General features: G+C 71.9%; 17 protein-coding genes. 7 read left to right on the plus strand and 10 right to left on the minus strand.

Annotation, left to right across the window (positions count from 1 at the left end):
* Positions 1 to 113 precede the first annotated feature (113 nt).
* Complete coding sequence (locus GTY67_RS24605; protein ID WP_161280318.1) at positions 114 to 686, plus strand: hypothetical protein; 573 nt, start codon at positions 114 to 116, stop codon at positions 684 to 686.
* Here the strand turns inward: GTY67_RS24605 and GTY67_RS24610 are convergent.
* From GTY67_RS24610 to GTY67_RS24620, 3 genes are read right to left on the minus strand one after another with little or no spacing between them, the layout of a single operon-like run.
* On the minus strand, positions 683 to 1,255 hold the full coding sequence (locus GTY67_RS24610; protein ID WP_093693099.1) for a cob(I)yrinic acid a,c-diamide adenosyltransferase: 573 nt from the start codon (positions 1,253 to 1,255) through the stop codon (positions 683 to 685). The two genes, GTY67_RS24605 and GTY67_RS24610, sit on opposite strands and share 4 nt — an antisense overlap.
* 13 nt (positions 1,256 to 1,268) lie before the next feature.
* Entirely contained in the window at positions 1,269 to 2,018 is a 750-nt protein-coding gene (locus GTY67_RS24615; RefSeq protein ID WP_161280319.1) for an ABC transporter permease, read from the minus strand.
* A 10-nt stretch (positions 2,019 to 2,028) separates the two neighbouring features.
* Positions 2,029 to 2,811 (minus strand): ATP-binding cassette domain-containing protein, encoded by a 783-nt coding sequence (locus tag GTY67_RS24620; RefSeq protein ID WP_161280320.1) that lies wholly within the window; start codon positions 2,809 to 2,811, stop codon positions 2,029 to 2,031.
* A gap of 82 nt (positions 2,812 to 2,893) precedes the next feature.
* Here GTY67_RS24620 and GTY67_RS24625 point away from each other — a divergent pair, with 82 nt between their 5' ends.
* The 4 genes from GTY67_RS24625 to GTY67_RS24640 all read left to right on the plus strand — a co-directional run bounded on the left by GTY67_RS24625 (position 2,894) and on the right by GTY67_RS24640 (position 7,797).
* Positions 2,894 to 3,535 carry a TetR/AcrR family transcriptional regulator gene (locus GTY67_RS24625; RefSeq protein ID WP_093693101.1) on the plus strand — a complete coding sequence of 214 codons (642 nt, stop codon included), beginning with the start codon at positions 2,894 to 2,896 and terminating at the stop codon, positions 3,533 to 3,535.
* 151 nt (positions 3,536 to 3,686) lie between these two features.
* Entirely contained in the window at positions 3,687 to 4,535 is an 849-nt protein-coding gene (locus GTY67_RS24630; RefSeq protein ID WP_030569100.1) for a 3-hydroxyacyl-CoA dehydrogenase family protein, read from the plus strand.
* A gap of 215 nt (positions 4,536 to 4,750) precedes the next feature.
* A complete protein-coding gene (locus tag GTY67_RS24635; RefSeq protein ID WP_093693102.1) occupies positions 4,751 to 5,074 on the plus strand; it encodes an STAS domain-containing protein in 324 nt (107 codons plus the stop codon).
* A 221-nt stretch (positions 5,075 to 5,295) separates the two neighbouring features.
* A complete protein-coding gene (locus GTY67_RS24640) occupies positions 5,296 to 7,797 on the plus strand; it encodes an ATP-binding protein (protein ID WP_161280321.1) in 2,502 nt (833 codons plus the stop codon).
* A 51-nt stretch (positions 7,798 to 7,848) separates the two neighbouring features.
* Here GTY67_RS24640 and nucS read toward each other — a convergent pair whose 3' ends face one another.
* Entirely contained in the window at positions 7,849 to 8,520 is a 672-nt protein-coding gene (nucS, locus tag GTY67_RS24645) for an endonuclease NucS (RefSeq protein WP_093693104.1), read from the minus strand.
* A 272-nt stretch (positions 8,521 to 8,792) separates the two neighbouring features.
* Here nucS and GTY67_RS24650 point away from each other — a divergent pair, with 272 nt between their 5' ends.
* The gene (locus tag GTY67_RS24650) at positions 8,793 to 9,185 is read left to right on the plus strand and encodes an SCO5389 family protein (RefSeq protein ID WP_003966234.1); all 393 of its coding nucleotides are present in this window, start codon (positions 8,793 to 8,795) and stop codon (positions 9,183 to 9,185) included.
* A gap of 157 nt (positions 9,186 to 9,342) precedes the next feature.
* On the opposite strand, the gene GTY67_RS24655 is transcribed toward GTY67_RS24650, so the two are convergent.
* A complete protein-coding gene (locus GTY67_RS24655) occupies positions 9,343 to 10,377 on the minus strand; it encodes an LLM class flavin-dependent oxidoreductase (RefSeq protein WP_161280322.1) in 1,035 nt (344 codons plus the stop codon).
* A gap of 225 nt (positions 10,378 to 10,602) precedes the next feature.
* Here GTY67_RS24655 and GTY67_RS24660 point away from each other — a divergent pair, with 225 nt between their 5' ends.
* Complete coding sequence (locus GTY67_RS24660; protein WP_093693106.1) at positions 10,603 to 10,932, plus strand: ATP/GTP-binding protein; 330 nt, start codon at positions 10,603 to 10,605, stop codon at positions 10,930 to 10,932.
* Positions 10,933 to 10,950: 18 nt separating this feature from the next.
* Here GTY67_RS24660 and GTY67_RS24665 read toward each other — a convergent pair whose 3' ends face one another.
* From GTY67_RS24665 to GTY67_RS24685, 5 genes are all read right to left on the minus strand, one after another.
* On the minus strand, positions 10,951 to 11,808 hold the full coding sequence (locus tag GTY67_RS24665) for an ABC transporter permease subunit (protein ID WP_161280323.1): 858 nt from the start codon (positions 11,806 to 11,808) through the stop codon (positions 10,951 to 10,953).
* The gene (locus GTY67_RS24670) at positions 11,805 to 12,998 is read right to left on the minus strand and encodes an ABC transporter ATP-binding protein (protein WP_161280324.1); all 1,194 of its coding nucleotides are present in this window, start codon (positions 12,996 to 12,998) and stop codon (positions 11,805 to 11,807) included. The genes GTY67_RS24665 and GTY67_RS24670 overlap by 4 nt, the downstream gene beginning before the upstream one ends.
* A gap of 195 nt (positions 12,999 to 13,193) precedes the next feature.
* On the minus strand, positions 13,194 to 13,973 hold the full coding sequence (locus GTY67_RS24675; RefSeq protein WP_093693108.1) for an ABC transporter permease: 780 nt from the start codon (positions 13,971 to 13,973) through the stop codon (positions 13,194 to 13,196).
* Between the two features lie 5 nt (positions 13,974 to 13,978).
* The gene (locus GTY67_RS24680) at positions 13,979 to 15,019 is read right to left on the minus strand and encodes an ABC transporter ATP-binding protein (RefSeq protein WP_161280325.1); all 1,041 of its coding nucleotides are present in this window, start codon (positions 15,017 to 15,019) and stop codon (positions 13,979 to 13,981) included.
* Between the two features lie 79 nt (positions 15,020 to 15,098).
* On the minus strand, positions 15,099 to 16,037 hold the full coding sequence (locus tag GTY67_RS24685) for a cellulose-binding protein (protein ID WP_093693110.1): 939 nt from the start codon (positions 16,035 to 16,037) through the stop codon (positions 15,099 to 15,101).
* Between the last annotated feature and the right edge of the window lie 18 nt (positions 16,038 to 16,055).

Consider the following 16,055-nt stretch of genomic DNA (forward strand, 5'->3'; position numbering starts at 1 on the left):
TTCGCAGGCCGATGCGCGACTACATCGAAGGATGCAGTCCCGTTTCGTCACTGCCGACGACGACCGGCCGCCCGCCGCACGGGAGGCTTGAGGGGAACGGGAGGAGAGAAGCTGTGATCGCTCTACTGGTCGTGGCCTGCGAGGTCGCTTTCTGGGTGCTGCTGGCCGCCGGCCTCGCACTGCGGTACGTGGCGAGGAAGCCGAGGCTCGGCGCGGCCGTGCTGCTGTGCGAGCCGCTGCTGGAGGTGGTGCTGCTCGTGGTGACGGCGATCGACCTGAAGAACGGCGCCGAACCCGACTGGAAGCACGGTCTGGCCGCCGTCTACATCGGCTTCACCGTGGCCCTCGGCCACTCCACCATCAAGTGGGTGGACGTCCGCGTCGCCCACCGCTGGTTCGGCGGCCCGCCCCCGGTGAAGCCGCCCAAGTACGGCATGGCCCGCGCGATCCACGAGTGGCGCACCGCCGCCCGCTGGACCCTCGCCGCGGCGGTCGCGCTGGGCCTGCTCCAGGCGGCGATCTGGTACGTCGGCCCGGGCGCCGGGGTCAGCTCGCTCCAGAGCTGGCAGCAGAAGATGGTCCTGGTGATCGGCATCAACCTGGTCATCGCCGGAAGCTACACGCTGTTCCCGAAGCAGGCCCCCAAGGACGCGGTGGCGGAACGGGAGCCCGCCGACAGGACCTAGCGCTCGCCGCCCGGCACCCACAGCACGTCCCCGACCTCCTTGTTGGCACTCCGCGCCAGGATGAACAGGAGGTCGGAGAGGCGGTTGAGGTAGGTGGCGGTCAGGGCGTTCATCACCTCGCCGTGCACCTCCAGCGCCGCCCAGGTGGACCGCTCCGCGCGCCGGACCACGGTGCACGCCTGGTGGAGCAGGGCGGCCCCCGGCGTACCCCCGGGAAGGATGAAGCTGCGGAGCTTCTCCAGCTCCTCCAGGAAGCGGTCGCAGTCCGCCTCCAGCTTGTCGATGTAGGACTGCTCCACCCGCAGCGGCGGGTACTCCGGGTTCTCGACCACCGGCGTCGACAGGTCGGCCCCCACGTCGAAGAGGTCGTTCTGGACCCGTACGAGGACCTTCACCACGTCCTCGGACAGCTGCCCCAGCGCCACGGCGGTCCCGATCACGGCGTTGGCCTCGTTGGCGTCCGCGTACGCCGCGATCCGCAGATCGGTCTTGGCGGTGCGGCTCATGTCGCCGAGGGCCGTGGTGCCCTGGTCGCCGGTCCGGGTGTAGATGCGCGTCAGATTGACCATGGGGCCAGCCTAGTTACGCTCCGGCCCGCCGGAAGACCCGTGTGCCCACTGTCACGGCCACCAGGGCGAAGCCCACGGCCACCAGGACCCCGTACAGCATGTGCGCGGTGGCGTACGAGCCCGTGTAGGCGTCCCGTACCGCGTCCACCAGATAGCGGAACGGGGTGAAGTGCGAGACCACGTCCAGCCAGGCGGGGCCCAGGGTGATGGGCAGCATCAGACCGGAGAGCAGCATGGCGGGCATCGTCACCGCGTTGATCACCGGCCCGAACTCCTGCGGGGTGGCGACCCGCATGGCCAGGGCGTACGACAGCGAGGCCAGCGCGAGCGCCAGCACACCCGTGAACGCGAAGCCGATGAGGATGCCGGCCAGCGGTGCGCGCAACCCCATGAGCAGTGCGGCGAGCACCAGCAGGACCGCCTGGAACGTGAAGAGCAGGGCGTCGCGCAGGACGCGTCCCAGCAGCAGGGCGAGGCGGCTGACCGGGGTCACCCGCATGCGCTCCACCACGCCCGTCGACTTCTCGATGATGATCGCGAATCCGGCGAACGAGGCTCCGAAGAGGCTGAGTTGGAGGAGCAGCCCGGGCACGAGGACCTGCCAGGAGTCGGCGGACGAGCCGAGCGGGAGGCCCTGGAGCAGCGGGCCGAAGAAGAAGAGGTGGAGGAGCGGCATCAGCAGGCCGAAGAGGACCTGGAAGCGGGAGCGCAGGGTCTGCCGGGCGTAGCGCCCGAAGACGATCGCGGTGTCGTGGAAGAGCACGTCAGGGGTCCTATACGGCTACGGGGGCGGCGTCGGCAGGGGTGGCGGGGCGGCCGGTGGCGGCCAGGAACGCCTCTTGGAGGGAGGCGTCGGGGGAGTCGGCGTACCGGGTCCTGAGCTGTGCGGGCGTCCCCTCGGCGACCACCGTGCCGCCGTCGATCAGGACCAGCCGGTCGGCCAGCGCGTCGGCCTCGTCCAGGTAGTGGGTGGTCAGGACGACGGTGGTGCCCGTCCCGTCGCGCAGGCTCCGCACCAGGTCCCACAGGTCGGCGCGGCTGCCGGGGTCCAGGCCCGTGGTGGGCTCGTCCAGGAAGAGGACGGCCGGGCGGTGGGTGAGGCCCATGGCGATGTCGAGTCGCCGCCGCTGGCCCCCGGAGAGGCTCACCGCCTTCCGGTCCAGCAGGTCTTCCAGTCCGAGCGCGGCGGCCAGCTCCCCGGCGCGGGCGGCCGCCTCCGCCCGGCCCAGCCGGTAGAGCCGGCCCTGGGTGACGAGCTCCTCCCGGACGGTCAGATACGGGTCGGCGCCGCCGGACTGGGCGACGTACCCGCAGACCGCGCGGACGGCCGCGGGGTCGGTGAGCAGGTCGTGGCCGGCCACCGTGGCCGCGCCGCCGGTCGGGGCGAGCAGCGTGGTGAGCATCCGCAGGGTGGTGGTCTTGCCCGCGCCGTTGGGGCCGAGGAGGCCGACGATCTCGCCGGGCATGACGGACAGGTCGACGGAACGGACGGCGTGGACCGGCCCCGCCTTGGTCGTGAAGGTCCGGGCGAGGCCGGACGTGCTGATGACAGGCATGGTGACCACAAAAACAGAGCGACTTAAAAATTGCAATGCCTCCAAAATTTCAGCGGCACCACGACGGTCGTACGATGGGCCCATGGCTGAGGGACTGAGGGAGCGGAAGAAGCGCCGGACGAGGCAGCACCTCTCGGACGTGGCCACCGGGCTCTTCATCGAGAGGGGCTTCGACGCGGTCACCATCGCGGAGATCGCCGAAGCCGCCGACGTCTCGGTGAACACGGTCTACAACTACTTCCCGGCCAAGGAGGACCTCTTCCTGGACCGCGGCCAGGGCATCGTCGACCGGCTCTCGCGCTGGGTCCGGGGCCGCGACACGGGGGAGTCCGCCGCGGAGGCCGTCCTGCGCGAACTGCGGATCCAGGTGGAGGGCGTCTCGCCGGCGGTCGGCCTCATCGACGGCTATGCGAGCTTCCTGCGGGTCATCGAGGGAGCCGACACGCTCAAGGCCCGGCTCTGGCACATCGGGCAGGAGGCCCAGCTCCACCTGGAGGGCACCCTGCGGGAGGAGACCGCGGCCGGTCCCGGCGACCATGCACCGGTTCTGGTGGCCGGTCAGCTCGCCTGGGTGCACAGCACGCTGATGGCGTACATCGGCGGCGAGATGGTGGCGGGCCGCGCCACGGACGAGGTCTCGCGCGACGCCCTCGTCCTGATCGACGACATGGAGGACCTCCTCGGCGAGAAGGTCCTCAACTACGCGCGGCGCGCCGCCGGGTGACACCGGGCGGTGTGATGTCCGTCATTCGAGACGTGACGCGCATCTCTTCACGGCCCCAGCGCCCCCGACGGGTACTAATCTCCGCCGGAGAGCAATGTGAACCGCCGTGAACAGATGCCGCAGAGGCGGACAGAGAACAAGGGGTGCGAACGTGGCCAGGAAGCTCGCCGTCATCGGGGCCGGACTCATGGGGTCCGGGATCGCGCAGGTCTCCGCCCAGGCGGGCTGGGACGTCGTGCTGCGTGATGTCACCGACGCGGCGCTGACCCGCGGCCTCGACGGCATCAAGGCCTCGTACGACAAGTTCGTCTCCAAGGGCAAGCTGGAGGCGTCCGACGCCGAGGCCGCCCTCGCCCGCATCACCACGACCACCGACCTCGACGCCGTCGCGGACGTGGACGTCGTCGTGGAGGCCGTCTTCGAGAAGCTGGAGGTCAAGCACGAGATCTTCCGCGCCCTCGACAAGGTCGTCGGCGAGAACACCGTGCTGGCCTCCAACACCTCCGCCATCCCGATCACGAAGATCGCGGCCGTGACGGAGCGTCCGGAGCGCGTCGTCGGCGTCCACTTCTTCTCACCGGTCCCGATGATGCAGCTCTGCGAGCTGGTACGCGGCTACAAGACCAGCGACGAAACCCTCGCCACCGCACGGGAGTTCGCCGAGTCGGTCGGCAAGACCTGCATCGTCGTCAACCGCGATGTGGCGGGCTTCGTCACCACCCGGCTCATCTCGGCCCTCGTCGTCGAGGCCGCGAAGCTGTACGAGTCGGGCGTCGCCACGGCCGAGGACATCGACACCGCCTGCAAGCTGGGGTTCGGCCACGCCATGGGGCCGCTCGCCACCGCCGACCTGACGGGCGTCGACATCCTGCTCCACGCCACCGGCAACATCTACACCGAGTCGCAGGACGAGAAGTTCGCCGCTCCCGAGCTGATGCGCCGGATGGTCGACGCAGGTGACATCGGGCGCAAGAGCGGGCAGGGCTTCTACACGTACTGACCGCAGCCGCACCCCTGCACCCTCGGCCCACCGCCGTCGGGCCGGGGAGTGTACCCGGCAGTGTCCGGTCCCCGGCGAACCGACGTCACTCCACCGAGTGAATTCGGTATCGGTTCGCTTACAGACGGCAACTTCCCTGTCGCTGCGGCAGTCAGTTGTGGAAGAGAAGAACAGACAGACGGACCTCGCCACGGAGCAACAGCAGGGGAGCGCATATGCATATCAGGGGCGACCACGCCGAGCTGGTCGTCGGGGGCCGCCTCGACGTCCGAAGCGCGGCGGACGCCCGTACGGTCCTCCACTCGGCCGTCGACGACGGAGCCGGCGATCTGGTGCTGGACCTGACCGAGCTGAGCTCCTGGGACGCCACCGGACTCGGCGTCATCATGGGAGCCCACCGCAGAGCGGGCCGGGCCGGACGGCGTCTCGTGCTGCGCGGCGTCCCGCCGCAGATGCAGCGCCTCCTGGTGGCCACCCGGCTGCACCGCATCCTGGCGATCGAGGGCGGGATCGCCGCCGAATCGCTGCCGCGCGTCTGAGCACGTAGCGACCGCCGGGGCAGAAGACGCGCAATCCTCACCGGAATGTGATGTCCCGGACGGCATGGCACCCCGCCCGTGCGTGGATACTGTGCGAAGGTCTAGGGTTCGGCCGTCTGCCCCATGACACCCACCCGTGGCAGACACCGGACCGGAAGCGACAGCGGGGCGTGTGAGGCCGGAGGGGCAAACCGAGCGCGACGCGTCTGGGGGACTTGTTGATGGACCCGACACACCAGGGGCCGGAAGAGTACGGGCGGCACCCCGACGGCTCCGACGGCCGCCGCCGGCCGTCCCGCGAGTCCAACGCCGCCGATTTCGGCCAGCCGACACCGCAGCAGGTCCGGATCGTCCAGCTCACGGTCGGCGACCTCCTGCTCACGGTCAACCCCGTCGACGGCAGCGAGGTCGAGACCTGCCCGCCCGGCTCGGCGCCCGACGCCCCCGTCCGCCGCACCCCCGCCGAACGCGCCGACCACGAGCGCGCCGGCGCACCCCCCGTCCCGGCAGGGCCTCCCGCCCCGCAGCTCCCCCTGCTGGAGCGCCAGGAGGAGCGCGAGCGGCTGGTCGGGCTGCTGGCCCGCGGCCGCAGCGTCCGCCTCACCGGCCAGCCCGGCTCCGGCCGCACCGCCCTCCTGGACGCCGTCGCCGCCGACTGCACGGACCTGGCCCCCGACGGCGTCGTCCGCCTCAGCGGCCACCGGCGCACCGCCGCCGACCTGCTGTACGGCCTCTTCGACGCGATCCACCACGCCCCGCTGCACCGCCCGGGACCCGAGGAGCTGCTCGCCCTCGTCCGCTCCATCGGCGCCGTCGTCGTCATCGACGACCTGGAGATCGGCGGGGCCGCCCTCGACGGGCTCCTGGAAGCCACCCCCGAGTGCGCCTTCCTCTTCGGCACCGCGCCCGACCTCGCCGCCCCCGGCGTCGACGCCCACCTGGAGGAGGTCCTCCTCGCCGGGCTCGGCCGCTCCGCCTCGCTGGAGCTGCTGGAGAAGGTCGTGGAGCGCCCCCTCACCGAGGACGAGCGGAACTGGGCGGGCGACCTCTGGTTCGAGTCCGAGGGCCTCCCGCTCCGCTTCGTCCAGGCCGGATCGCTGCTGCGCCAGCGCGACCTGCTCAACACGGACCCCGCCGCCTTCGACGAGTACGACTACTTCGAGCCACGCCCGGACGACGCGCCGCCGGTCCCCGAAGCGCCCACCCCCGAGACCCTGGACGTGCCGCTGCCGAGCCTCGGCGAAGGGGCCGCGCCCGCCGTCCTGCTCGCCTCCCGGCTCAGCGAGGCGGCCCGCGAGACCCTGCGCTTCACCGTCGCGCTCGGCGGCGAGGTGCCCCACCAGGCCCATCTGTCGGCCCTCGTGGGCGACACCCATGCGGACGCCGCCCTCGGCGAACTCGCGGGCTGCGGACTGCTCTCCCCGGCCGGCCCCCGCTACCGGCTCGCCGCCGGTGTCCTCGCCCAGCTGGAGGCCGGCGGCTACGCGGAGAGCGCCGCCGCCCACGCCCGTACGGCCGCCCAGCACTACGCCTGGTGGGTCTCCCACCCCTCGGTCACCCCGCAGCGCGCCGTCGCCGAGTCCGACGCGATCGTCGCCGCCATGGGCCGCCTCGTGCCCGACGGCGAGGCGGGCCAGGCCAGCGCCGCCGTCCTACTGGCCCGCAGCGCCGCTCCCGCCCTGGCGGCGGGGATGAGCTGGGGAGCCTGGGAGAAGGCGCTCAGGGCCGGCCAGGAGGCCGCCAGGATCGCCGGGGAGGTCGCCGAAGAGGCCTACTTCCACCATGAGTTGGGCATCCTCGCGCTCTGCTCCGGCAACCTCGACCGGGCCCGTACGGAGCTGGAGACCTCGATCTCCATGCGCGGCGCGCTGGCCGACAAGTCCGGGGCGGTGGCCGGCCGCCGCGCCCTCGCCCTGGTCACGGACCGCTCCGGCGGCCTCGTGGCCCCGGTCCGGCCCCAGGCGGGCGACGACATCCCCGCCGTACACCAGGACTTCCCCGGTACGCCGCCGGGCGGGTCCCCGCCCCCGCCGCTCTTCGCCCGCCAGCCGGCCGAGGAGGCGCCGACCGTGGTGGCGCCGTACGAGGCCACCGCAGCGAAGCCGGGCGGCGGACGGGCGGTCCTGGGCGGCGCCCGGCGCAACCTGGCCGCCGCGGGCGCGGGCGCGCTGCTCATCGCCGTGCTCGGCACCGTCGTCACCCTCGGCCTCACCGCGGGCGACCCCGACGAGCCGGGCAGCCGCAACGTCACCACCGAGCAGTCGTCCCCCGAGGGCACCCCCGACGACGGGACCCCCGCCGACGAGCCGGACGACGGCCCCGCACCCGACGACGGCGCCCCCGGCAACGAGGCGCCCGCCACCCCGGGCACCTCCGAAACCGCCACCCCCAGCACCTCCGGCTCGCCCTCCCCGTCCGCCTCGTCGCCGGACGGCAGTTCACCGGGTACGGGGGAGCCGTCGGGCACGCCGAGCGGCAGCACCTCCGACGGGCCGTCCCCGAGCGGCGGGCCGACCACGCCGACCAGGCCGCCGACGACCCCGCCCACCACCCCGCCGACGACTCCGCCCACCGAGACGCCGACGACCCCGCCGACGGAGACCCCGACCGAGACGCCCCCGGAACCGCCGGACACCTCCTCCTCCGCCAGCGGCCCCGCCGAGTCGGCCAGTGCCACCGCCGACGCCCCGGCGAGCGGCGACCCCACCGAGACCGCGGCCTGACACACGGAAGCCGGGTGCCCCGCGGAGGGACACCCGGCTCTGGACGGTCGGTCAGAACAGGCGCAGCTTGTCGTCCTCGATGCCGCGCATCGCGTCGTAGTCGAGGACCACACAGCCGATGCCCCGGTCGGTCGCCAGCACGCGCGCCTGGGGCTTGATCTCCTGGGCGGCGAAGATGCCCTTCACCGGCGCGAGGTGCGGGTCGCGGTTGAGCAGCTCCAGATAGCGGGTCAGCTGCTCCACGCCGTCGATGTCGCCGCGCCGCTTCAGCTCCACGGCCACCGTCCGGCCGTCGGCGTCGCGGCAGAGGATGTCCACCGGGCCGATGGCGGTGGGGTACTCACGGCGGATCAGGGTGTGGCCCTCGCCGAGGATCTCGATCCGGTCGGCGAGCAGCTCCTGGAGGTGGGCCTCCACACCGTCCTTGATGAGCCCGGGGTCGACGCCCAGCTCGTACGAGGAGTCGTGGAGGATTTCCTCCATCGTGATGATCAGTTTTTCGCCCGCCTTGTTCACCACGGTCCAGACGCCCGCCTCATCGCCGGCGCCCTCCTTCAGGGTGCACGGCGGGGACATCCAGTTGAGCGGTTTGTACGCCCGGTCGTCGGCGTGGATCGAGACGCTGCCGTCCGCCTTCACCAGGATCAGACGGGGGGCGGAGGGCAGGTGGGCTGTGAGCCGGCCCGCGTAGTCGACGGAGCAACGGGCGATGACGAGACGCATGGTCGGCAACGCTACTCGACGACGGGGGCCCGGCGCGATTTCCCCATCCGTAGACCCCTGTCACTCGCTTCTCACCGCCGGGCGGCGAAGCGGGCTTGCCCCTCTTTGCGCCCCTTCGATCGTGGCCGGTTGTGTTCCCAATCTCCTGGTGCGGCCCCCACCGCGCGCTTAACGTGGATGCAGGAGGTCGCCGCCCGTGCACGCTGCGTCGTCGCCCTTCTTCCCTGCCCGTAAGGCCCCGGTCACCGTCCGGGGTCGCGAGAGGAGAACCCATGTCGCTCGACGTCTCACCGGCGCTGTTGGAACAGGCCGAGCGAGGCGAGGTCGACGAAGCCGACTTCGTCGACTGCGTCCGGACCTCCCTGCCTTTCGCGTGGGAGATGATCAGCTCTCTGGTGGCTCAGCTGAAGGTCGACGGCGGCCAGTTCGCCGACAACCAGACTCCGCCGCCGGACGAGCAGGCACGTGGTCAGCTGCTGCGTGCGCTCGCGAGTGATGCGATACGCGGCGCGCTCCAGCGGCACTTCGGAGTGCGTATCGCTTTCCAGAACTGCCACCGCGTCGCGGTGTTCCCGCTGGACGCCTCGGTCGACGACCGGCTGGCCAAGTTCACTTCGGTGAGGGGCCAGTTGCTCAACCAGTCGCCCGAACTACGGGACTGCTGAACGCTTCTGCTGCCGCTTCGGGCCGCGGGAGGTGCAACTGGCTCCGGGGCGGCAGCTCCCGTACCACCGCACCACGCTCCACCGCACCACGCACCACGTTCCACCGCATCACGCATCAGGCTTCACCGCGAGGTCGTTCCGCATGCACAGGCGCAGGTCAGGTCAGCAGCGGCAGCACGTCCGCGCCCAGGCGCCGCACGTTCTCCTCGGTCGCCGCGAGGTCGCCCGACCCCTCCACCAGGAGCGCGAAGCGGGTGATGCCGGTCCGCTCGGCCGTGGCCGCGAGCCGGTCGGCGGCCAGCTGCGGCGGGCCCACCGGGTGCAGCCCGCACAGCAGCTCCGTGTACGCCACCGGGTCCCGCATCACGCGGTGCCGGTCGTCCACCGTGACATGGGCGTCCAGCCCCTGGCGCAGCCAGCCGGGCATCGCCTTCACCAGCGTCTCCGTGGCGTCCCCCGGCCCGTCCGCGATCTGGGCCACCCCTGCGGACACATGTGCGGCCCCCTCGACCACCTCCGGCGCATGACCGGCCTCCCGGGCCGCCGTACGCCACAGGGCGACCATCTCGGCCTTCTCCTCGTCCCCGCAGTGCATGCCCAGCAGCATCGGCAGCCCCCGGCCCGCCGCCAGCCGCACCGTCTTCGGCGAGGTGCACGCCACGATCACCTCGGGCCCCTGCGCCGAGCCGTCCGGCAGCAGCTCGTCCGCGCGCGGCACCACCGCCACCTCGCGGAAGCCGAACCGCTCCCCGCGCCCCGCGACGCGCGGCTCCCGCAGCCAGTCGAGGAGCAGCTCCAGCGCCTCGGGGAACCCGTTCTCGTACGCGTCGAGTCCGCCGCCGAAGACCTCCAGGTCAACCCAGGGCCCGCCCCGGCCCACCCCGAGCGAGAACCGTCCGCCGCTGGTCAGATGGAGCAGCGCGGCCTGCTCGGCGAGGGCGACCGGGTGGTGGTTGGGCAGCACGCTGACGGCGGTGCCGACGCGGATCCGCCGGGTCCGGCCGAGCAGCAGCGCGGCCAGCGTGGTGGCGGACGGGCAGACCCCGTACGGCACGAAGTGGTGCTCGGCCAGCCACACCGAGTCGAGTCCGGACTCCTCCGCCGCCTCGGCGGACCGGACGGCCCGGTGCAGGGCCTCGCCCGGCCCCTGACCCGGGAACTGAGCTGCCAGAACGAACGTTCCGATGCGCATCGCGTGTTGCCTCCTTGCGGCCGACGCGTGTCTCCCCCACTGGCAACAACGTCTGACACGTGCCAAAGGCACGGTCCGGCGCGAAGTTGTTGCGATTTTCCGCTAACTCACTCCGCTGCCCGGTCGGGCCGGACCGCGTCGCCCCGCCCCACCCGGCACCTGCCCCCGGCACCAGGCTCTAGGCTTGGTTCCCACCGTGCCCGTGCCGCCCCCGTGAGGTGTCCTGTGTCCCCGCGCCGCAACCGCCCCCGTGGCGGCGACCGTCCCGACGAACACCCCGGTACGGCGCTGGGGCGGTACGGCGGGGGAGGGGCCACCGAGAGCTGGCAGGGCGAGGAGTGGTCGGTGCGCCCGGTGAGCGGCGCGAGCGCCCAGGGCAAGCGGTACCGCTGCCCCGGCTGCGACCAGGAGATCCCCTCCGGCGTCCCGCACCTCGTCGCCTGGCCCGAGTTCGGCGGCATCGAGGACCGCAGGCACTGGCACAAGGCCTGCTGGAACGCGAAGGACCGCCGCACCACGCGGGTGCAGCGGTCCCGTAACGCGCCGCGCTACTGAGAGGCCGTAGGGGTCCGTTCAGACGTCCCGCCGGTCCAGCGCCAGATAGGCGCCGCCCATGGCCACGGCCGCGATGCCCAGCATCAGCAGCAGCGGCTCCCAGCCGGACGGGCCGGAGTCGGTGACCACCGTGCCGTAGAGCGCGCCCAGCTGGTTGGGGATCGAGTATTCGAAGAGGAAGCGCTGTAGGCCGCGCAGGCTGTCGGAGAACATGAACATCGCGAGGACCAGCGGCAGCAGCACCACGGCGATCATGACCGTGATGGCGCCCGCCGAGTGCCGGATGATCGCACCGACCGCCAGCGACAGCAGCCCCAGGGACGCGATGTAGAGCCCGACGCCCACCGTGGCGCGCAGCCACACCGAGCCGTCGTCCACGCCGCCGTCCAGGATCGCGGTCTGCGCCACGGCGACGACCGTGGCCGTCACCGTGGTGATGGTGAACGCGAGCAGGAAGAAGACGATCGCCTTGGCCGTGAGCACCCGCGCCCGGCTCGGGCAGGCCGTCAGCGTCGTACGGATCATGCCGGTGCTGTACTCGGAGCCGATGGTCAGCACGCCGAGGGTGATCACACAGATCGACCCCAGCAGTACGCCGAAGAAGCCGAGGGCCACCACCGGTTCGCCGCCCAGATCGGTGTCGGCGGCGGCGATCAGCAGCGCGGACATCAGCCCGATCGCCACCATCAGCACGATCATCACGCCCAGCGTCCACAGCGTGGAGCGGACGGAACGGATCTTCGTCCACTCCGAGGCGATGGCGTCGCCGAGCGTGGCGCGGCGGATCGGGATGGGCGACTCGTAGTACCCCAGCAGGCCGTGCGGCGGCTCGGGCTGCGGCTGCTGGTAGGCCTGCGGGGCGGCCGGGGTCGTCATCGGGGGTCCTCGCTGGTCTTCGTCCCGGCCGCGTCGGCGGGGGAGGGCTCGGGGGCGGGCGCGGGGGAGGGGGCCGGTGCGGCGGGCGCGGTGGCCGGGCCGGGGGCGGCGTACGGGTTCTGTCCGGGCGGCGGCGGGGCGTACCAGCTCTGCTGCGGGGCGTGCGCCGGCTGGGGCTGCCCGGGGCCGGGCCCGGCCCCGTAACCGCCCTGAGCGTCCCCGTAGGGCCCGTACAGCCCCTCCGGCGGCTCCAGGAGTCCGGCCTTGGCGTCCTCCGTCGACCGGTAGTCCACGACGCCCTGCGTCATCCGCATGTACGCCTCCTCCAGCGAGGCCCGGTGCGGCGACAGCTCCCAGAGCCGTACGTCGGCACCGTGGGCCAGGTCGCTGATCCTCGGCAGCGGGAGGCCGGTGACGCGCAGGGCGCCGTCCGGCTCGGACATCACGCTGCCGCCCGCCTCGATGAGCGAGGACGTCAGCTTCTCCCGCTCCTCGGGGGCGTTCTCGGGGACCCGGACCCGGGCGAAGTCGGCGGAGTTCGCCGAGATGAAGTCGGTGACGCTCATGTCGGAGAGCAGCCGGCCGCGTCCGATCACGATGAGGTGGTCGGCGGTGAGGGCCATCTCGCTCATGAGGTGGGACGAGACGAAGACGGTGCGCCCCTCGGCCGCCAGCGTCTTCATCAGATTGCGGACCCAGTGGATGCCCTCGGGGTCCAGGCCGTTGACCGGCTCGTCGAAGAGCAGCACCTGCGGGTCGCCGAGCAGCGCCGCGGCGATCCCGAGCCGCTGCCCCATGCCGAGGGAGAAGCCGCTGGAGCGGCGCTTGGCGACGTCCTGGAGGCCGACGACGCCCAGCACCTCGTCCACCCGCCGGGCCGGGATCCCGGCGAGCTGGGCCAGCGAGAGCAGGTGGGCGCGGGCGGTCCGCCCGCCGTGCACGGCCTTGGCGTCCAGCAGCGCACCCACCTGGCGCGGCGCGTTAGGCAGGCTCCGGTAGGGGTGACCGCCGATCGTGACGTGGCCCGCCGTCGGCCGGTCCAGACCGAGGATCATGCGCATGGTCGTGGACTTGCCCGACCCGTTGGGACCGAGGAAGCCGGTGACGGCCCCCGGCCGCACCTGGAAGGAAAGGTCGTCCACGGCCGTCTTCGCGCCGTAGCGCTTGGTCAGGCCGATTGCCTCGATCATTCTCCAGCCCCATCGACTCACTCTGTCGTTCGGGGCTCGGGCCGCCTGGCCGCACACCCCCCGTAAGAGTTAGGAGGATAACCAGGCCTTGACGGTTCCGGCCAAGTTCGGCACAGGGCGCGAGCGGACCGTCACGGGCTCCGGGGCGTCTCCGGTGGACCGGGACCGGACAGGCCCTGATCCACCGGCCACGCCCTAGGCGTCCCGGTTCTTCAGGACCAGATAGCCGCCGAGCACCGCCGCCGCCACCCACGCGACCATGATCCCCATCCCGGCCCACGGCCCGTACGGCGACGGATCGCTGCCCATCGCGTCGGGGACGACCTGCATGATCTTCGACCCGGCCTGGTCGGGGAAGTACCGGATGACGTCCTTGGCGTACGGCACCGCGGCCAGGATGTTGGAGATCAGCAGGAAGAACGGGATCAGGATGCCCATCGACAGCATGGAGCTGCGCAGCATCGCCGTGACGCCCATGGAGAAGATGGCGATCAGCCCCATGTAGAGGCCCGCGCCGACCACCGCGCGCAGCACGTTCTCCTCGCCGAGGCCGGTGCCCCGGTCGCCCAGCAGGGCCTGGCCGAGGAAGAACGAGACGAAGCTGGTGAGCAGGCCGACCAGGACGGCCAGCACCCCGGCCACCGCGATCTTGCTGAAGAGGAGCGTTCCGCGCTGCGGCACGGCCGCCAGCGAGGTGCGGATCATGCCGGAGCTGTACTCCGTACCGACCACGAGCACCCCGAACACGATCATGGCGAGCTGGCCCAGGACCGTACCGGAGAAGCTGACGAGCGTCGGGTCGAAGGTGAGCTGCTCGGTCTCGGAGAGGTCGTCGAACGTGGCGTTCACCAAGGCGCTCACGCCGACGCCCATGGCGACCGTGACGGCGAACGCGCAGATGAGCGTCCAGGTGGTGGAGGAGACCGTGCGGATCTTGGTCCACTCGGAGTTGAGGACTGCGGGTACCGAAGCCATCGTCGTCAGGCCCCCTTGTTCTCGGTGCCGTCGGTGCCTTCGGTGGGCTGCGGGGCGGTGGCGCCCGGCTGGTTCCAGCCCTCGCCCCAGCCCGCCCCGACCGACCCGGCCACCGGCGGCGGGGGTTCGGCCCCGCCCGGCCCGGAGTGGGCGTGGTACTCCACGGAGCCGGCGGTCATCTGCATGAACGCCTCCTCCAGCGAGGCCCGCTGGGAGCTCAGCTCGTGCAGCACGATCTGGTGACGGGCCGCCAGCTCACCCAGCTCCTCGGTGGTGGCGCCGTCGATCTCCAGGGTGCCGCCGTCCGCCTCGACGGCGGTGAAGCCGCCTTCGTGCAGCGCGTCCCGCAGCCGCTCCTGCTGCGGCGAGCGCAGCCGTACGTAACTGCGGGAGTTCTCATGGATGAAGTCGGCCATCGAGGTGTCGGCGAGCAGCTTGCCCTGGCCGATCACGATCAAGTGGTCGGCGGTCAGCGCCATTTCGCTCATCAGGTGTGAGGAGACGAAGATGGTCCGGCCCTCGGCGGCGAGCGCCTTCATCAGGTTGCGGATCCAGTGGATGCCCTCGGGGTCCAGGCCGTTGACCGGTTCGTCGAACATCAGGATCTCGGGGTCGCCCAGCAGCGCGGAAGCGATACCGAGGCGCTGGCCCATGCCGAGCGAGAAGCCCTTGGACTTCTTCTTCGCGACCGCGCTCAGCCCGACGGTGTCCAGCACCTCGTCGACCCGGCTGCGCGGGATGCGGTTGCTCTGCGCCAGACAGAGCAGGTTGTTGTACGCGCTGCGGCCGCCGTTCATCGACTTGGCGTCCAGCAGCGCCCCGATGTACTTCAGCGGTTCCTGGAGCTCGTGGTAGTGCTTGCCGTCGATGCGCACCGTACCGCTGGTGGGGTTGTCCAGATCGAGCATCATGCGCATGGTGGTGGATTTGCCTGCCCCGTTGGGGCCCAGGAAACCGGTGACCATGCCCGGTCTGACCTGGCATGTCAGATGGTCGACGGCAACTTTGCTGCCGAAGCGTTTGGTCAGTCCCTCGAGCTCGATCATGCCGACACGCTAGAACGGCCGCGCGCCCGGCGCCACCACAAAGGGGGAACCGGGCGCGCGGAAGGAACCGCTCCGGGGGTCAGCGGGTCTGCTGGGCCGGGACACCGCGCTGGGCGGGCTCGTCGTCCACCGGGGAGCCGGCGGCGGCCACCGCGGCACCGGTCAGCGTGGCCAGCATCTCGCGGACGTTGGTCAGCTGCGCGTTGATGGAGTCGCGGCGGTTGGTGAGCGCCGCCAGCTCGCGCTCGGACTCGCTGCGGATCCGGTCGGCCTTGGCGTTGGCGTCGGCCACGATGTCCTCGGCCTGGCGCTGCGCGGTCTCCACCGTCTGGCGGGCCCGGCGCTCGGCGTCCGTGCGGAGCTTCTCGGCCTCCAGGCGGAGCTGCTCGGCGCGGTGCTCGATCTCGGCGAGGCGCTTCTCGGCCTTGGCCTGACGGGACGCGAGGTCGCGCTCGGACTGCTCACGCCGCTTGGCGAGGTTCGTCTCGAAGTCGGCGGCGGCCTGCGCGGCCTTGGCGCGGGTCTCCTCGAAGAGGGCGTCGGCCTCCTCGCGCTTCTGCTGGGCGTCCTTCTGGGCGTCGGAGCGGAGGGTGTTCGCCTCGCCCTGGGCCTTCTCGACGATGCGGACGCCCTCGTCCTCGGCCTTCGACTTGCGCTCGGCGGCGAAGGCCTCCGCGTCGTTGCGCACCTGCTGGGCGGCCGACTCGGCCAGCTCGCGGTGCTGCTCGGCGGCCCGACGGGCCTCCTCGCGCAGGTCCTTGGCCTCCTCCTCGGCGAGGCGGAGAATCTTCTCGACACGTGCACCGAGCCCGGCGTACGACGGCTCGGCGTCGTTCACCTGGGCCTGGGCGTTCTGCGTTTCGAGGTGCAACTCCTCGATGCGCTTTTCCAGAGACGTGATGCGCGCCAGGGCACTGTCACGGTCGGCGACGAGCTTGGTAATGCGGTCGTCCACCTGACCGCGGTCGTAACCACGTCGCACGAGCTCGAAGCCGAAGGGGGAGGAAGGGTCACTCATGGGGTTCCTGTCGAATGA

Origin of the sequence: Streptomyces sp. SID8374 (genome assembly GCF_009865135.1) — a bacterium.
Lineage (GTDB): Bacteria > Actinomycetota > Actinomycetes > Streptomycetales > Streptomycetaceae > Streptomyces.

Excerpts from the sequence above, each read along its gene's own strand:
- GTY67_RS24610 (WP_093693099.1), bottom strand. The coding sequence starts at position 1,255 with ATGGTCAATCTGACGCGCATCTACACCCGGACCGGCGACCAGGGCACC.
- GTY67_RS24685 (WP_093693110.1), bottom strand. The coding sequence starts at position 16,037 with ATGAGTGACCCTTCCTCCCCCTTCGGCTTCGAGCTCGTGCGACGTGGT.
- GTY67_RS24665 (WP_161280323.1), bottom strand. The coding sequence starts at position 11,808 with ATGACGACCCCGGCCGCCCCGCAGGCCTACCAGCAGCCGCAGCCCGAG.
- GTY67_RS24655 (WP_161280322.1), bottom strand. The coding sequence starts at position 10,377 with ATGCGCATCGGAACGTTCGTTCTGGCAGCTCAGTTCCCGGGTCAGGGG.
- nucS (WP_093693104.1), bottom strand. The coding sequence starts at position 8,520 with ATGCGTCTCGTCATCGCCCGTTGCTCCGTCGACTACGCGGGCCGGCTC.
- GTY67_RS24640 (WP_161280321.1), top strand. The coding sequence starts at position 5,296 with ATGGACCCGACACACCAGGGGCCGGAAGAGTACGGGCGGCACCCCGAC.
- GTY67_RS24650 (WP_003966234.1), top strand. The coding sequence starts at position 8,793 with ATGTCGCTCGACGTCTCACCGGCGCTGTTGGAACAGGCCGAGCGAGGC.
- GTY67_RS24620 (WP_161280320.1), bottom strand. The coding sequence starts at position 2,811 with ATGCCTGTCATCAGCACGTCCGGCCTCGCCCGGACCTTCACGACCAAG.
- GTY67_RS24680 (WP_161280325.1), bottom strand. The coding sequence starts at position 15,019 with ATGATCGAGCTCGAGGGACTGACCAAACGCTTCGGCAGCAAAGTTGCC.
- GTY67_RS24635 (WP_093693102.1), top strand. The coding sequence starts at position 4,751 with ATGCATATCAGGGGCGACCACGCCGAGCTGGTCGTCGGGGGCCGCCTC.
- GTY67_RS24675 (WP_093693108.1), bottom strand. The coding sequence starts at position 13,973 with ATGGCTTCGGTACCCGCAGTCCTCAACTCCGAGTGGACCAAGATCCGC.
- GTY67_RS24670 (WP_161280324.1), bottom strand. The coding sequence starts at position 12,998 with ATGATCGAGGCAATCGGCCTGACCAAGCGCTACGGCGCGAAGACGGCC.
- GTY67_RS24625 (WP_093693101.1), top strand. The coding sequence starts at position 2,894 with ATGGCTGAGGGACTGAGGGAGCGGAAGAAGCGCCGGACGAGGCAGCAC.